The organism is Pseudomonas sp. NPDC087814 (assembly GCF_044742865.1).
Classification (GTDB): Bacteria; Pseudomonadota; Gammaproteobacteria; order Pseudomonadales; family Pseudomonadaceae; genus Aquipseudomonas.
In genome coordinates this window covers 1-14576 of record NZ_JBIUVK010000011.1, presented here as the reverse complement: position 1 = coordinate 14576, position 14576 = coordinate 1, and the positions used below count along the sequence as shown (strand labels likewise).

Below are 14576 nucleotides of genomic sequence, written 5' to 3'. Positions count from 1 at the left end.
TGGGCAAGTCAAACTTAAAAGAGAACACAACGATGATTTTTTCCCGTAAGGCGGTTTCCAAGCGTCATCTGCTGCTGATTGCCGCAGGCTTCAGCACGGTGCTGACCGGTTGCGCAACGTCGCCGACCAACAAGGTCGCCTCGACCACCAAGGTCGAGTACTACCCGAACTGCTACGAGCCGGTGCAGCACCTGCGTGCTACCGATTCGGACCTGACCAAGTCGGTGGTCACCGGCGCCGCCCTGGGTGCGGCCGGTGGTGCTTTGCTGGGCGCCCTGACCGGCGACTCCGACAAGCGTGGCCGCAACGCTGCCATCGGTGCAGCGGGCGGCGCCCTGGCCGGTGGTGCTGCGGGTTACTACACCGAGCGCCAGAAGCAGATCACCGATGACAACCAGCGCATCGCCTCCTACGCCACCGACGTCAACAAGCGTGCCTCCGACATCGACCGCAGCACCGCGTACGCCAAGGCGTCCCAGCAGTGCTACCAGAGCGCGTTCACCAAGCTGGTGGCCGACCGCAAGGCCAAGACCGTCAACGACGTTGAAGGCCGCAAGCGCCTGGCAGAAATCGTCTCGGGCCTGAAAGAGTCCAACGACCTGATCGTCGCGGTGAACGGCAAGGCCAGCGAAGACCTGAACAACTACACCCAGGCGTACGAGCAGGATCTGCAACAAGTGGGCGTACAACGCGCCGACGTGGTCACTGTTGCGACTGCCGATACGACGCCGGTGGTGACGCCAGCCAAAGGCAAGAAGCCGGTAAAAGTCGCGAAAAAGCCGGTACTGCCAACCGTGCCGAAAGAAGCCGTAGCCACCGAGAAAACCATCCAGACCGCCCAGACCAAACAAGCTGAAAGCAAGCAGGTTGCCAGCGCCGGTAAAGCGCAGATCGAAGGCACTTGCCGTGATCCGAACCTGGCGGATTGGGCACCGGTTCCTTGCCCTAACGTCTGAGGAAAGTTGTTGCTATAAGCGTTAAACGCCAGCCGATCTCCTGCTAAAACGGGAGATCGGTAGCGTTATTTGCACAAATCGTTAAACTGCTGCGGCCACCCAATAATTACACTGAGGCCGTGTGCATGAAATTTCGTTTTCTTCTCTGGATGCTTGGCCTGTTGATGGGCAAAGCCAGCCGCACCAACCCTGCGTTCCAGCAGCAGTTGGGTGACAAGGACCTGGCGTTCCAGTTGCAGACCCTCGACGGCAAGGTTGCCCGTCACTTCATCGTCAAAGACCAGCGCATTACCAGCCGCTCGGGTGTTCATCCCGCGCCTGCGTTTGCCATCGCCTTCAAAGACGCCGCCTACGGCTTCGCCACGATGCAGGCGAAGAACAAGCAACTGGCGTTCATGACGGGGATTCAGGACAAGTCGATCCAGATCAAGGGCAACCCGGCGCTGGTGATCTGGTTCCAGGGGTTGACCAAGTATTTGAAGCCGAAGAAAAAGCCCAAAGGCTAGGGGTTCTTCAGCAATACTGCGTCGCCTGCATTCGCGAGCAAGCCCGCTCCCACATTCGACCGAGTTCCAACTTTGGAATGGGATTGAATGTGGGAGCGGGCTTGCTCGCGAATACGGTGTAACAGGCGCCCGATTTATCCCTGGCTGAACTGCGAAGCCAACTCGCGCAACAACGTTTCCGCGTCCAGCACCTTGCTCACCACATCCTCTGCCTTGTCCCTGGTCAGCCCCAGGCGCTCAAGCAGTTCGTCCGGGATGGATTCATCCGGCCCCGAGCCGATGCCGCGGCTGCGCAACAAGCGCACCGCCAGGCACACCAGGTTCGGGTATTCCGCATATTGGCCGTCGTAGGTCGGGTCGTGCTGGAAGCGCAGGGCGGTGGACAGTTCGTCCGGCATGTCCCAGTAGCGCATCAACCACGCACCAATCTGCTCGCGGCTGATGCCCAGCAGATGCTGCTCGATGTAGCTGTGGCACAGGTGCGGGTTGACCTCCAGGTGCCGGCAGATCAGTGAGAAGTGCGGCGGGAAGACGTGGGCCAGCAACAGGTAGCCGAAATTGTGCAGCAGGCCGGCGAGGTACGTCAGGCCGGCTTCCGGGCGCTGGGCGCGGGGCATGGCGCGCGTCAGGCCTTCGATGACGGCGGCGGTGTAGATCGACTGGTGCCAGTACGGCGTGGCCTGTTGCGGGTGGTCCTTGGGCAGGCTCAAGGTCTTGCCCAGGGCCAGGCCGAGTGCGAGGTTGATCACCAGGTCAAAGCCCAGCACGCGCACGATGGCGTCTTCCACCGAGCGGATCTTGCCCGGCGAGGCGTAGTAGGGCGACGCGGCCCAACTCACCACCTGGGCGGCCAGGGCCGGGTCGGTTTCGACCACGCCGGTGATGTCGTCGATGGTGGCGTTGGGGTCGACCCGCAGCTTGATGATCTTTTGCGCGGTATCGGCCAGCGGTGGAATTTCGATGGTGGCTTCCAGGCGCTGCTGGATACGGCGGGCGGTGAACGCCTGCATCGCCTGGGTGATTTCCTCGCGGTCGTCGTTGGGGCGATCCAGGTTTGGCCTGATGTTGCTCAGCGGCTCGCCGAAATGCGCGGCGCTGGCCTTGGTAAGCATGCTCTTGAACGCGTCGCTGGAAATCTCCAGCAGCAGCCCGGCTTCGCCCGAGTGCACCAGCACGGTCGGCTCACGCAACAGGCTTTCTTCGTACAGGCAGGGAGAACTGGTCAGCGGCGGCAGGCCGGGCAGCAGGCTCAGGCTGTGCTTGCCGAGCATGCGCTCCAGGCGCTCCGGCGACACGGCCGTGAGGCGCCGACCGGTGAGCTCGGCGAGGCGATTAAGGTCCAGCAACTGGTTCTGTGGAAACAGCACCATGAGTGCACCCACGGCATCATCGAGCAGTACGGCTTGAACCTTCTGCGCCGGGTTCAGGCCGGGGCGTTCGGCAACTTCCGTGTAGCTGATGGCGAGCTTTGCAAGCAGCGTCCGAATCACCGAGGGTGCAGTCGGTGGGGCTGTGGCGAGGGCAACTTCTGACATGGCCTGAATCCAATTTCCTACAGTCATTGGAGTATAACCAGCTTGATACAAGTGAGGGTTGTCTAAGTGAGTCAGCCGTCACACTTGGCCGTATTGCTGCCCATGTCTCAGCCAGCGATCCAGCAGCGGGCTGACGTGTTCCGGCCAACGCTCCAGTAACGCCTGGGCCGCGTCGCGCACGGCGGGCAGCAAGTCGGCATCGCGCATCAGGTCGGCGACCTTGAATTGCAGCAGGCCGGTCTGGCGGGTGCCGAGCATCTCGCCGGGGCCGCGCAGTTCGAGGTCTTTTTCGGCGATCACGAAGCCGTCGTTGGTTTCGCGCATGATCCCCAGGCGCTGGCGACCGATCTGCGACAGCGGCGGGTGGTACAGCAGCACACAGTGGCTGGCGGCGCTGCCCCGGCCGACGCGGCCGCGCAATTGATGCAGTTGCGCCAGGCCCAGGCGCTCGGGGTTCTCGATGATCATCAGGCTGGCGTTGGGGACGTCGACGCCGACTTCAATCACCGTGGTCGCCACCAGCAATTGCAGGTTGCCGGCCTTGAACTCGGCCATTACCGCGGCCTTTTCCACCGGCTTCATGCGACCGTGAATCAGCCCGACCTTGAGTTCACCCAAGGCGCTGGTGAGGTCTTCATAGGTTGTTTCGGCGGCCTGGCAGGTCAGCTCTTCGGATTCTTCGATCAGCGTACACACCCAATACGCCTGACGGCCTTCGGCGCAGGCGCCGCGTACCCGTTCAATGACTTCGACGCGGCGGGTGTCGGTGACCAGCACGGTGTTGACCGGCGTTCGGCCCGGCGGCAGTTCGTCGAGGATCGAAGTGTCGAGGTCGGCGTAGGCGCTCATGGCCAGGGTGCGCGGGATCGGTGTGGCGGTCATGATCAACTGGTGCGGGCTCATGCGGCCGCCCACGCCTTTCTGGCGCAGGGCCAGGCGCTGCTGCACACCGAAGCGGTGCTGTTCGTCGATGATCACCAGCGCCAGATTCTTGAACTTCACTTCGTCCTGGAACAACGCGTGGGTGCCCACCACCATCGGGGCGCCGGCGGCGATCTGCTCCAGGGCGGCTACGCGGTTCTTGCCCTTGAGCTTGCCGGCCAGCCACGCGACTTCCAGGCCCAGCGGTTCGAGCCAGCGCTTGAAGGTGATGAAGTGCTGCTCGGCGAGAATCTCGGTGGGCGCCATCAGCGCCACCTGATAGCCGGCTTCGAGGGCCTGCAACGCGGCGAGGGCGGCGACCACGGTTTTACCCGCGCCCACGTCGCCCTGGATCAGCCGCAGCATCGGTTCTTTCTGGCTCAGGTCGTAGGCAATTTCGTTGCCGACCCGTTGCTGGGCGCCCGTCGGTGCAAACCCCAGGTTGGCCAGGTATTGCGCAGGCAGGCGCTTGGCCTTGGGCATGGCCGGCGCGCGCAGCGAACGCATGCTCTCGCGCAGGCGCTGCTGGGACAGTTGATGGGTCAGCAGTTCTTCGAACGCCAGGCGATGCTGGGCCCAGTGATGCCCGAGAGCCAACTCGTCGACGTCGGCATCGGCGGGTGGGTGATGCAGGTAGCGGATCGCATCATCCAGCGGCGCCAGTTGATAGTCGCGCGCCAGTTCCTGGGGCAGCCAGTCGGGCAGGCTTTTTGGCCCGAGCATCGTCAGAGTCTGCATGCACAGTTGGCGCAAGCGCTGCTGGGTCAGGCCCTCGGTGAGCGGGTAAATTGGCGTGAGGGTGGTGTCTACCGGCGGCGGTTCGTCGCCGGTAATCGCGCGGTATTCCGGGTGATAGATTTCCAGCCCCGAAGCGCCGGGCCGGGCTTCGCCGTAGCAGCGCACGCGGGTACCACGCTTGAGGCCTTCCTTCTGGGCGTTGCTGAAGTGGTAGAAGCGCAGGCTCAGGCCGCCGGTGCCGTCTTGCAGGCGCACCACCAAGCTGCGGCGCTTGCCCATGACCACGTCGGCGCCGCTGACGGTGCCTTCAACCACGGCGTCCTGCCCAGGGCGCAAGTGGCCGATGGGCACCACGCGGGTGCGGTCCTGGTAACGCAGGGGCAGGTGGAACAGCACGTCCTGGAGATTTTCCAGCCCGACCTTGGCCAACTTCTCGGCCATGGCCTCCCCGACACCCTTGAGTGCCGTCACCGATACCTGCGACAGCTCAGTCATACCGTTACTTAGCTCGCAGCAGGCGGCTTGGCCACCGAACACAGGCGGATCGAGTCGGCGAGGATTTCAATCGCTTTCGGACGCGGGAAGCTCGCACGCCAGGCAATCGCCACGGTGCGGAACGGTACCGGCGGCGTCAGTGGGCGCACGGCGATCACGCCGGGGGCGTAGTGATGGCTGTCGACCGCCGACAGCGGCAGGATCGAGATACCCAGTCCGGAGGCGACCATATGGCGAATGGTTTCCAGGGAGCTGGACTCCACGGTGGTGTGCTTGGCGCCGTCGTTGCCCTTGGTCAGGGTCGGGCAGGCTTCCAGCACCTGGTCGCGGAAGCAATGGCCTTCGCCCAGCAACAGCAGGCTCTTGTCGTTGAGCAGGCCCGCGTCGATGGTGTCTTTCTGCGTCCATGGGTGGGACGCCGGCATCAGCACGTAGAACGGTTCATCGTAGAGCGGCAGGGTCAGCACATCCGCCTCGTTGAACGGCAGGGCGATGATGATCGCGTCCAGCTCGCCGTTGCGCAGTTTGTCGCGCAGCACGTGGGTGAAGTTTTCTTCGATATACAGCGGCATCTGCGGCGCGACGCGGTGCAGTTGCGGAATCAAGTGCGGGAACAGGTACGGGCCGACGGTGTAGATGGCGCCGACTTTCAGCGGGGCGGTCAGCTGGTTCTTGCCGGCCTGGGCCAGCTCGCGAATGCTTTGGGCCTGTTCTAGAACCTTCTGGGCCTGGGCGACGATGCCTTCGCCGACGGGCGTCAGGCGCACAGCGCTTTTGCTGCGCTCGAAAATCAGCACACCGAGTTCGTCTTCAAGCTTCTTCACACCCACCGACAGCGTCGGCTGGCTGACGTGGCAACGCTCGGCCGCGTGGCCGAAGTGCTGCTCTTGGGCGAGGGTAACGATGTAGCGTAATTCTGTAAGAGTCATAGCGGGCGTCCATGAGGTTGCGGGCCAAGCATACCGGCTGCAATCGATAGACGCACGTTATCAGACAGCGTAGGGGCCGCGACACCGGTTAATCGGGTATCGCCGCCCCGTATTTCACTTTTGCGGGTACTTGAAGGTGAAGGTTTCGGTGAAGGGAGCCCACCATTCAGGCACGCCGGTTTCCTTGTCTACATGGTGGAAGAAGCCCTTGATCTGTGGGCTTTCATAGCGCAACACCACGGTGTAGGTGCCGGGGCCGTCCATTTTCACGTTGTTGGCGTAGTGGGCGCCGTCTTTGGCCACCATCGGCAACAGCGTGCCGATTTCCTTGTAGTCGGGCGAGCCCTCCTTGACCAGTGAGTAGCTGATGGTCAGGTAGGGCACCCACTCACCGTTGGACAGGCCGTATTTGTTGTCGGCGGTGGCGTGCACATCGGTCTCAAGGTGTACCGAGTCCTTGCTCATCACCATGCCTGGCGGCATGGGCGCCATTTCGATGCCCACCAAGTACGAGGAGGCGATCTCCATGTCATTGATCTGCACCGGTCCGCCAATCGGGTATTCGCGGGCTTGGGCGAGGGAGGAAGCGGCCACGGCGCTGACGAGCAGCAGTGCGGCGGCGAAGGGGTTGCGCAGGTGTTTCATGGTGGGGCTCCTGGGGCGGTTAATGTGATTGTGTCGGGCGTGAATGCAGTAAACGGTTACCCAGCACCAGGAGCGAGAGGGTGACAAGCCACGCCACCAATTGAACGCCCAGAGGTCGGTCGGTGTAGCCCACCAGCGCGGTCAATGCGCGGCCGGTGAGGCTGCCATCGGAGACCAGCCAGGAGGTGTCCCAGAGCTGGTAGCCCCAGGCGGGAATCAGGTCGATACCGGCGAGGATCGCGGCGGCCCGGCCAGCCATGCCGGCGGCAAGCAAGGCGATCATCCAGCCGGTAATCGAGAACAGGCGCTTGAGGCTGATGGCGACCAGGCCGCGGTACATCAGCCAGGACAGCGCGGCGCCGGCGACGATGCCGAGCACGCCGCCGGCCAACATCGACAGTGGGTCTGTCTGGCTGGAGGCGGCGATGCCATAGAGGAACAGCACGATTTCCGAGCCTTCGCGCAGCACGGCCACGGTGATGACCACGGCCAGGGCCCAGAGTGATTTTTCACCCTTGAGTACTGAATTGCCGACGCTGCGCAGTTGGGTCGCCAGCTCGCGACCATGACTGGCCATCCACAGGTTGTGCCAGCCCAGCATGACTACGGCGACCACCAGGATGGCTGCGTTGAAAATCTCCTGGCCAAAGCCCTGCAGCGCCTGGGTAATTGCGCCGGTAAATAGTGCGAGGATGCCGGCACCGAGCACGCCGGCTGCGATTCCGCCGCCAATGAACAGCCCACGTCTTGCCAGGCCCTGGGTGGCGGCCATCACGATGCCCACCACAATCCCGGCTTCCAGCACTTCTCGAAACACGATCAACAGACAGGCCAGCATGGCTTACTCCTTGGCCGCGACGGCGGTGACCGTGCCTTTGGCCTGGTCGGGGTGGTAGTCATCGAAGAAGGTGTAGGTGCCGGGATGCAGCGGGCCGGCAAACACCGTGATGGTGTTGCCGGGGACGATGATTTTTTCGAATTTCATGTCGTAGCTTTCGAACTCGTCGACGCTTTCATCGTGGCTGGTGAGTTGAATGCGAAAGCGCTCACCGGCCGGCACCTCGAACGTCGAGGGGCTGAAGGTGTGGTTCTGAATGACCAGGGTGACCAGCTGATCCGCCTGTGCAGCGACGGGTAAAGCCAGTAGGAGGAGAGCCAGCCGGGCAAGGTTGGGCATGCCGAATGTCCGCTAATGAGAACTATTCGCGGATAATTAGCGTTGTCTTTAAGTGTTACAAGTGAAGATCGAGTTAGGTGTTGACTCGTTCAAGCCTGGTTCAGGTTGCGGTGATGCGGGGGGAGGGAGCAACAGCCGTAGGCACCCGAGAGTGCCCACGGTAGGGTTTAGCGGCGACGTTTTTCGATGTTGTAAACGAATGGTGCAACGATCTCGATGCTCCCGCCTTTCAACATGTCGGCCGGCGGCTTGGGCAGCGGCTGGGCACGACGGATCATGTCGAGGGTGGCGCGGTCCAGGTCGGCGTTGCCGGAGCGGCCCACCAGTTCGTAGGACAGCACGTTGCCATCGGCATCAACCACGAAACGCAGGCGGTTCAGGCCTTCCTTGCCACGCGCCTGGGCGCCCGGCGGGTACTTCTTGTACTTCTGCAGGTGGCCCAGCAGGGTACTTTCCCAGGTGGCCTTGGCCGCGATCTGCTGCGGTGAAGGGCCCGGTTGTGGCTGGGCGGATTTTTCCGTAGGCGCGTTGTTCTGCGGAGTTTCGCTCGGCGGCTCTTCGGAAGGTTTTTCCTTGGGCGGATCGGGCTTCTTCTCCACAGGCTTGGGCGGCTGTGGTTTTGGCTTGGGCTTGACCGGCTTTGGCACCTGGATCGTCGGCTTAGGTGCCTCGGCCAGTTTCGGCAATGGCAGCTCTTCGACTGGCGCAGGCGGCTGTGGTGGCGTGATCACCTTCGGCGGGGCCGGAGGTGGCGGCGCCGGCATCGGTGCCAGGTCGATGACCATGGCGGCCGGAGGCAGCTGGACCATATGTGGCGCCGACCACTGGAGCGCGATGATGATCGCGACGGCGTGGACGCCCAGCACGACGGCAAGGCTGGTGCCATAACGCGTCAGTTTGTGGCGCGTCGTGATCATTTCTTGGCTGCCGTCTCAAGTCCGACCAGGCCTACCTTGAGGTAGCCGGCGGCCCGCAGGGCATCCATCACGCTCATCAGGTCGCCGTAGTCCACGCCCTTGTCGGCCTGGAAGAAGATGGTCGTGTCTTTCTTGCCCTGGGTCTTGGCGTCGAGCACCGCGCCCAGGGTGTCGGATTTGACTTCTTCTTCGCCCAGGAACAGACGCTGGTCCGCCTTCACGCTGAGGAATATCGGTTTCTCCGGCCGCGGCGCAGGTTTCGCGCTGGAAGCGGGCAGGTCGACCTTGATATCCACGGTGGCCAACGGTGCTGCCACCATGAAGATGATCAGCAGCACCAGCATCACGTCGATAAACGGCGTGACGTTGATTTCGTGGTTCTCGACGAGCTCGTCGTCGCCTTGATTCAAATGCAGGCCCATGGCCGATTACCCCACTTTCACCATATGCGGTTGCGAGCTGCGCTCGGTAGGCAGGTGATCGAGGTCACGGCTGACCAGCAACAGGACTTCTGCCGAAGCGTCCGACACCTGCGCCTTGTAGCCGGCGATCGAACGGGCGAAGACGTTGTAGATGACTACCGCAGGAATCGCGGCAACCAGGCCCAGTGCGGTTGCCAGCAGGGCTTCGGCGATGCCGGGCGCCACGACGGCGAGGTTGGTGGTCTGGGTTTTGGCGATGCCGATGAAGCTGTTCATGATGCCCCATACGGTACCGAACAGGCCGACGAAGGGCGCGGTGGAACCGATGGTGGCCAGCACGCCGGTGCCGTTGCTCATGTTGCGACCGCAGGCGGCAACCAGGCGCTCAAGACGGAAACTGACGCGTTCCTTGATGCCTTCCTTTTCACGGGTGTTGGCCGACAGGCGCATCTCTTCGAGTGCGTCGTGAACCAGCAGGTGCGCCAGGGTGCCCTTCTTCGCCGCGCTTTCGCTGGCTTCTTTCAGGGTGGTGGCTTTTTTCAGGTGGACGATTTCAGTGCGCAGGCGACGCTTGGCGCCCAGCAGTTCGAAGCCCTTGGCGATCCAGATGGTCCAGGTGATGATCGAAGCGATGGCCAGGCCGATCATCACGATCTTCACGATGATGTCAGCGTTCTGGTACATGCCCCACGGCGACAGGTCGTGGGCCATGCCCAGGCTGTTGTCTTCTTCCAGCACGACGCCGGAATCGTCAGCCGGAGCACCTTCGGCGGCCAGGGCCGGGTCGGTCGCGGCCGGTGCGGCGGCTGGCGCAGGAGCGTTTTGCTCTGTAGCTGGCGCGCTCGCTGCAGGCGGGGCGGCCGGCGCGGTGTTGTCGGCGAACGCGGCGGTCGGTGTCAGCAGGACGCTGAACAGCACTGCAGCAATCGCACGCCAGGCGCGGGATGGGCTGTGAGGCTTGGTTGGCGAAGCGGGGGATGTATTGCGTGTCATGCTGGCCGGACCTGAGAGAAAAAATGAGTGAGCGTCCTTCCAGACCGTAACGGGTCGAGGACAAATGGGCGGTTATTATTGCAAGTAATTCTTGTTAACAGAAGTAATACAGTTACTTTATTTGTCGTTTTGCTGGCCGCTGGTCATCTGCGGGGGCTAACCTTGACCTTTAAGAACGGAGTTTTGTGATGTCTGCGCCTTCTGTGGTGATTGCCGGTTGCGGCGATGTCGGTAGCCGTCTGGCCACCCAATTGCTGGCCCAGGGCTGGGAGGTTCATGGCCTGCGGCGGGATATTTCGCGCCTTCCCAAGGGCGTTATCGGGATTGCCGGCGACCTGTTCAATGAAGACTGCCCCGATACCTGGCCGGTGGGCGGGGTGGATTACCTGGTGTATTGCGCGGCCGCCACCGATCACGACGAGGCGGGTTATCGTGCGGCATACGTGCAAGGGTTGCGGCATGTGCTGGAGTGGCTGAACGACTACGGCCAGGAGCCCAGGCACCTGCTGTTTGTGTCCAGCAGCAGTGTGTATGGGCAGCAGAACGGTGAGTGGGTCGACGAAAGCTCCGAGACCAAGGCAGGCGGTTATTCCGGCCAAGTCATGCTGGAAGCCGAGCAAGTGGCGTTGAATAGCGGCATTCCCGCGAGCGTGGTGCGCCTCACCGGTATCTATGGCCCGGGCCGGGAATGGCTGCTGAGCCAAGTGCGCCAGGGCTATCGCGTGGCGATTGATCCGCCTTTATATGGCAACCGGATTCACGCGGATGACGCGGCGGGTTTGCTGGCGTTTTTGCTGCAGCACGTGGAGCAGGGGGGTGTGCTGGATAAGTGCTACATCGGCGTTGACGATGCTCCGGCCCCGCTGGCCGAGGTGGTTGCCTGGTTGCGCGAGTACCTTGGCGTGACCGAATGGGCCGAGAACGCCAGCGTGCGACGCGCCGGTAGCAAGCAGTGCAGCAACGCCCGGGCCAAGGCGTTGGGCTGGGTGCCGCGTTATCCGAGTTATCGCGAAGGGTATGCGGCGATCCTGGAGGGTTGATCGCGGCTTGAAGAAAAAGGAGCCTGAGGGCTCCTTTTTTGCGTCACTGTTTTTCCAGCAACCACTGTCGTGGCCCGGGGGTGAACGAGGGTACCTCGTCGGCCTGGGCGGTGTTGATCGCCTGGAAGATCTCCAGTTGCTTGCCCTTGCGCGCAAAGATCCACGGGTTGCCCTGGCCGTTCAACTGTAGCCAGATACTGTCGTAGCCGCCGCTCATGGAGGCGCAATCGCCCGCCAGGCACAGCGAGTACTGATCAGCGCCGGGCAAGCCGGTTACCTGGCCATTGGCCTGGAACTGCACCGTCGCGCCTTCGCCGTTGCCGCTGCTGATTTTCCAGGTGCCCCCCATATAGGCGGCGTACAGGGTGCGTTCGAAGTTGGCGCCAAGTGGCGCGCCTTCGGGGGCAGGGTCCTTGGCGCGGGCAAATAGCTGCTCGGGCTCGTTATCATTGGCCCCTTGCAACAGTAGTTTGCCTTTACGCTTGAGTTCAGTGGCGGAGCTGCCGTAGAAGTCGACGCTCCAGGCGCCGGATTTTTCACCCAGCAATTTGCCTTCAGCTACTTCAAAACCGTTGTAGTAGCGGGCCTGGGACGCTTTGGTGTTCACCTCCCATTCGAGGTTCGGACCATAGCTCTGCAGGGCTTCACGCAAAGGGCCGCCCTTGGCTGCCGCGTCGATGGCGGCCTGGTTGATCCAGGTGCCGCTCACATCCAGGTCGGCGGGATTGCTGGCGCAGCCGCCGAGCAACAGGGCGAGCAACGAAGAGGCAACGAGCGCTTTGCGCATTACGAAATCCTTCCAAGAACCAATTCGGCGCAGCCTTCCCGTGGAAGCGCTGCGCCGGATGTTTTACTCGATGACCAGAATGGCGTCCATCTCAACCTGCGCGCCCTTTGGCAGGGCGGCAACGCCGATGGCGGCGCGGGCTGGGTACGGCTGTTCGAAGTACTTGCCCATGATCTCGTTGACCTTGGCGAAGTGGCTCAGGTCGGTGAGGAAGATGTTCAGTTTGACGATGTCCTTGAACGAACCGCCCGCAGCTTCGGCAACCGACTTCAGGTTTTCGAAGACCTGGATGGTCTGGGCTTCAAAGCCTTCAACCAGCTCCATGGTTTTTGGGTCCAGTGGAATCTGGCCGGACATGTAGACGGTATTGCCCGCCTTGATCGCCTGGGAATAAGTACCGATTGCTGCTGGTGCCTTGTCGCTGGTGATAACAGTCTTGGTCATGAATGACTCCTTGTAATGGATGGGCTAGGCGCGCATGCGGGTGATGCGGATGACCCCGGTCAGGGCGCGCAGTTTCTTGATCACGCGGGCCAGGTGCACGCGGTCGTGCACGCTGACCACCAGTTGGACCACGCTGATGCGGCCATCGCGTTCGTCCATGCTGATTTTCTCGATATTGCCGTCGGCCGCGTTCACGCTGCTGGCCAGCAGGGCAATCAGGCCGCGCTGGTGTTCCAGCTCGACCCGCAGCTCGACGTTGAATTCGCCAGTGACATCCTTTGCCCACGAAAGCTGGATGCATTTCTCGGGGTTGTGGCGGATTTCACTGATGTTGCGGCAGTTGTCCAGGTGCACCACCATGCCTTTGCCCGCAGACAGGTGGCCGACAATCGGGTCGCCCGGGATCGGCGTGCAGCACTTGGCGTAGCTGAGCACCAGGCCTTCGGTGCCGCGAATCGCCAGCGGGCCTTCGGGGCTTGGCAACTGTTCGCCTTCGCCCAGCAGGCGGCGCGCGACCACATAGGCCATGCGGTTGCCCAGGCCGATGTCTTCCAGCAAGTCTTCGATCAGTTCCTGGCGGTACTCGTGCAACATCGCCTGCACGCGTTCGGCCGGGATCTTGTCCAGTGAGCTGTCGAAGCCGTTGAGCACCTTGTTCAGCAGGCGTTCGCCCAGGCTGATGGACTCGGAACGGCGTTGCAGTTTCAGGGCGTGACGGATGTGGGTGCGAGCCTTGCCGGTGACCACAAAGTTGAGCCAGGCCGGGTTCGGGCGCGCGCCCGGTGCGCTGACGATCTCCACCGTGGAGCCGCTTTGCAGCGGTTCCGACAGCGGGGCCAGTCGACGATTGATCCGACAGGCTATGCAGCTGTTACCCACGTCGGTGTGCACCGCGTAGGCAAAGTCGACCGCCGTGGAGCCTTTGGGCAGCTCCATGATCCGGCCTTTGGGCGTGAACACGTAGACCTCGTCCGGGAACAGGTCGATCTTCACGCTTTCGATAAATTCCAGGGAGTTGCCGGCACGTTGCTGCATTTCCAGCACGCCCTTGACCCACTGGCGGGCGCGGGCATGGGTGCCTTTTGGCTGCTCGTCGCCGGTGGATTTGTACAGCCAATGGGCGGCGATGCCGTTGTTGGCCATCTCTTCCATTTCGCGGGTGCGGATCTGGATCTCGATCGGCACCCCGTGCATACCGAACAACGTGGTATGCAGCGACTGATAGCCGTTGGCCTTGGGAATCGCGATGTAATCCTTGAAGCGTCCCGGCAGGGGCTTGTACAAATTATGTACAGCACCCAGCACGCGGTAGCAGGTATCGACCTTGTCGACGATGATCCGGAACGCGTACACGTCCATGATCTCGTTGAAGGCCCGGCGCTTGCCGCGCATCTTCTTGTAGATGCCGTAGATGTGTTTCTGCCGGCCGCTGACTTCGCCCTCGATCTCATCGATCGCCAGGCAATGGCTCAGGGATTCTTCGATCTTGTTGACGATTTCCTTGCGATTGCCCCGGGCGCGTTTCACTGCCTGGTAGATGCGCGCGGAACGCATCGGGTGCATGGCCTTGAAGCCGAGGTCTTCGAACTCGATACGAATGGCGTGCATGCCCAGCCGGTTGGCGATGGGCGCGTAGATTTCCAGGGTTTCCTTGGCGATGCGCCGGCGTTTTTCACCGGACAGCACTTCCAGCGTGCGCATGTTGTGCAGCCGGTCGGCCAGCTTGACCAGGATCACCCGGATGTCCCGGGCCATGGCCATGGCCATCTTCTGGAAGTTTTCCGCCTGGGCTTCGGCCTTGGTCTCGAAGTTCATCTGGGTCAGTTTGCTGACCCCGTCGACCAGTTCGGCCACGGTTTCGCCAAATTGCGCACTGAGCGCTTCCTTGGCAATGCCGGTGTCTTCGATCACGTCATGCAGCATCGCGGCCATCAGGCTCTGATGGTCCATGTGCATGTCGGCAAGAATATTGGCCACGGCAAGAGGATGCGTGACATACGCCTCGCCACTGCGGCGGCGTTGGCCGTCGTGGGCTTGTTCGGCGTAGAAATACGCTCGGCGGACCAGGTTG

At 62.3% G+C, this 14576-nt stretch carries 15 protein-coding genes; 3 read left to right on the top strand and 12 right to left on the bottom strand.

Translation table 11 applies throughout. The annotated features are described in order from the left end of the window. Positions 1 to 32 precede the first annotated feature (32 nt). Both tagQ and ACIOMR_RS11385 read left to right on the top strand, forming a co-directional pair. The gene (gene tagQ, locus ACIOMR_RS11390) at positions 33 to 956 is read left to right on the top strand and encodes a type VI secretion system-associated lipoprotein TagQ (protein ID WP_003213311.1); all 924 of its coding nucleotides are present in this window, start codon (positions 33 to 35) and stop codon (positions 954 to 956) included. Positions 957 to 1081: 125 nt separating this feature from the next. Further along, entirely contained in the window at positions 1082 to 1462 is a 381-nt protein-coding gene (locus ACIOMR_RS11385; protein ID WP_008439448.1) for a hypothetical protein, read from the top strand. A gap of 134 nt (positions 1463 to 1596) precedes the next feature. On the opposite strand, the gene ACIOMR_RS11380 is transcribed toward ACIOMR_RS11385, so the two are convergent. The 9 genes from ACIOMR_RS11380 to exbB form a co-directional block, all read right to left on the bottom strand. Then, complete coding sequence (locus tag ACIOMR_RS11380; RefSeq protein WP_087693715.1) at positions 1597 to 2997, bottom strand: aminoacyl-tRNA deacylase and HDOD domain-containing protein; 1401 nt, start codon at positions 2995 to 2997, stop codon at positions 1597 to 1599. Positions 2998 to 3075: 78 nt separating this feature from the next. Continuing rightward, positions 3076 to 5151, bottom strand: coding sequence for an ATP-dependent DNA helicase RecG (recG, locus tag ACIOMR_RS11375; protein WP_003213306.1), 2076 nt, complete (start codon positions 5149 to 5151; stop codon positions 3076 to 3078). A gap of 8 nt (positions 5152 to 5159) precedes the next feature. After that, positions 5160 to 6080 carry a hydrogen peroxide-inducible genes activator gene (locus tag ACIOMR_RS11370; protein WP_003213305.1) on the bottom strand — a complete coding sequence of 307 codons (921 nt, stop codon included), beginning with the start codon at positions 6078 to 6080 and terminating at the stop codon, positions 5160 to 5162. A 114-nt stretch (positions 6081 to 6194) separates the two neighbouring features. Next, complete coding sequence (locus ACIOMR_RS11365) at positions 6195 to 6725, bottom strand: iron transporter (protein ID WP_087693714.1); 531 nt, start codon at positions 6723 to 6725, stop codon at positions 6195 to 6197. 19 nt (positions 6726 to 6744) lie between these two features. Further along, positions 6745 to 7563, bottom strand: a complete 819-nt coding sequence (locus ACIOMR_RS11360; RefSeq protein ID WP_401194124.1) for an FTR1 family protein — start codon at positions 7561 to 7563, stop codon at positions 6745 to 6747. Positions 7564 to 7566: 3 nt separating this feature from the next. Further along, on the bottom strand, positions 7567 to 7902 hold the full coding sequence (locus tag ACIOMR_RS11355) for a cupredoxin domain-containing protein (RefSeq protein WP_003213299.1): 336 nt from the start codon (positions 7900 to 7902) through the stop codon (positions 7567 to 7569). Positions 7903 to 8069: 167 nt separating this feature from the next. Further along, positions 8070 to 8819 (bottom strand): energy transducer TonB, encoded by a 750-nt coding sequence (locus tag ACIOMR_RS11350; protein WP_003213297.1) that lies wholly within the window; start codon positions 8817 to 8819, stop codon positions 8070 to 8072. Further along, a complete protein-coding gene (gene exbD, locus ACIOMR_RS11345) occupies positions 8816 to 9241 on the bottom strand; it encodes a TonB system transport protein ExbD (protein WP_003213296.1) in 426 nt (141 codons plus the stop codon). Before exbD ends, ACIOMR_RS11350 begins: the two co-directional genes overlap by 4 nt. 6 nt (positions 9242 to 9247) lie before the next feature. Continuing rightward, positions 9248 to 10234, bottom strand: coding sequence for a tonB-system energizer ExbB (exbB, locus tag ACIOMR_RS11340; RefSeq protein ID WP_401194119.1), 987 nt, complete (start codon positions 10232 to 10234; stop codon positions 9248 to 9250). A 188-nt stretch (positions 10235 to 10422) separates the two neighbouring features. On the opposite strand from exbB, the gene ACIOMR_RS11335 reads away from it, so the two are divergent. Next, entirely contained in the window at positions 10423 to 11274 is an 852-nt protein-coding gene (locus tag ACIOMR_RS11335; protein WP_102604062.1) for an SDR family oxidoreductase, read from the top strand. Between the two features lie 43 nt (positions 11275 to 11317). Here ACIOMR_RS11335 and ACIOMR_RS11330 read toward each other — a convergent pair whose 3' ends face one another. The 3 genes from ACIOMR_RS11330 to spoT form a co-directional block, all read right to left on the bottom strand. Next, entirely contained in the window at positions 11318 to 12061 is a 744-nt protein-coding gene (locus ACIOMR_RS11330; protein WP_177080584.1) for a hypothetical protein, read from the bottom strand. 63 nt (positions 12062 to 12124) lie between these two features. Then, entirely contained in the window at positions 12125 to 12505 is a 381-nt protein-coding gene (locus tag ACIOMR_RS11325; protein WP_003213288.1) for a RidA family protein, read from the bottom strand. 24 nt (positions 12506 to 12529) lie between these two features. Beyond that, positions 12530 to 14576: bifunctional GTP diphosphokinase/guanosine-3',5'-bis pyrophosphate 3'-pyrophosphohydrolase (spoT, locus tag ACIOMR_RS11320; RefSeq protein WP_401194114.1), on the bottom strand; the 2047-nt coding region annotated here is incomplete at its 5' end.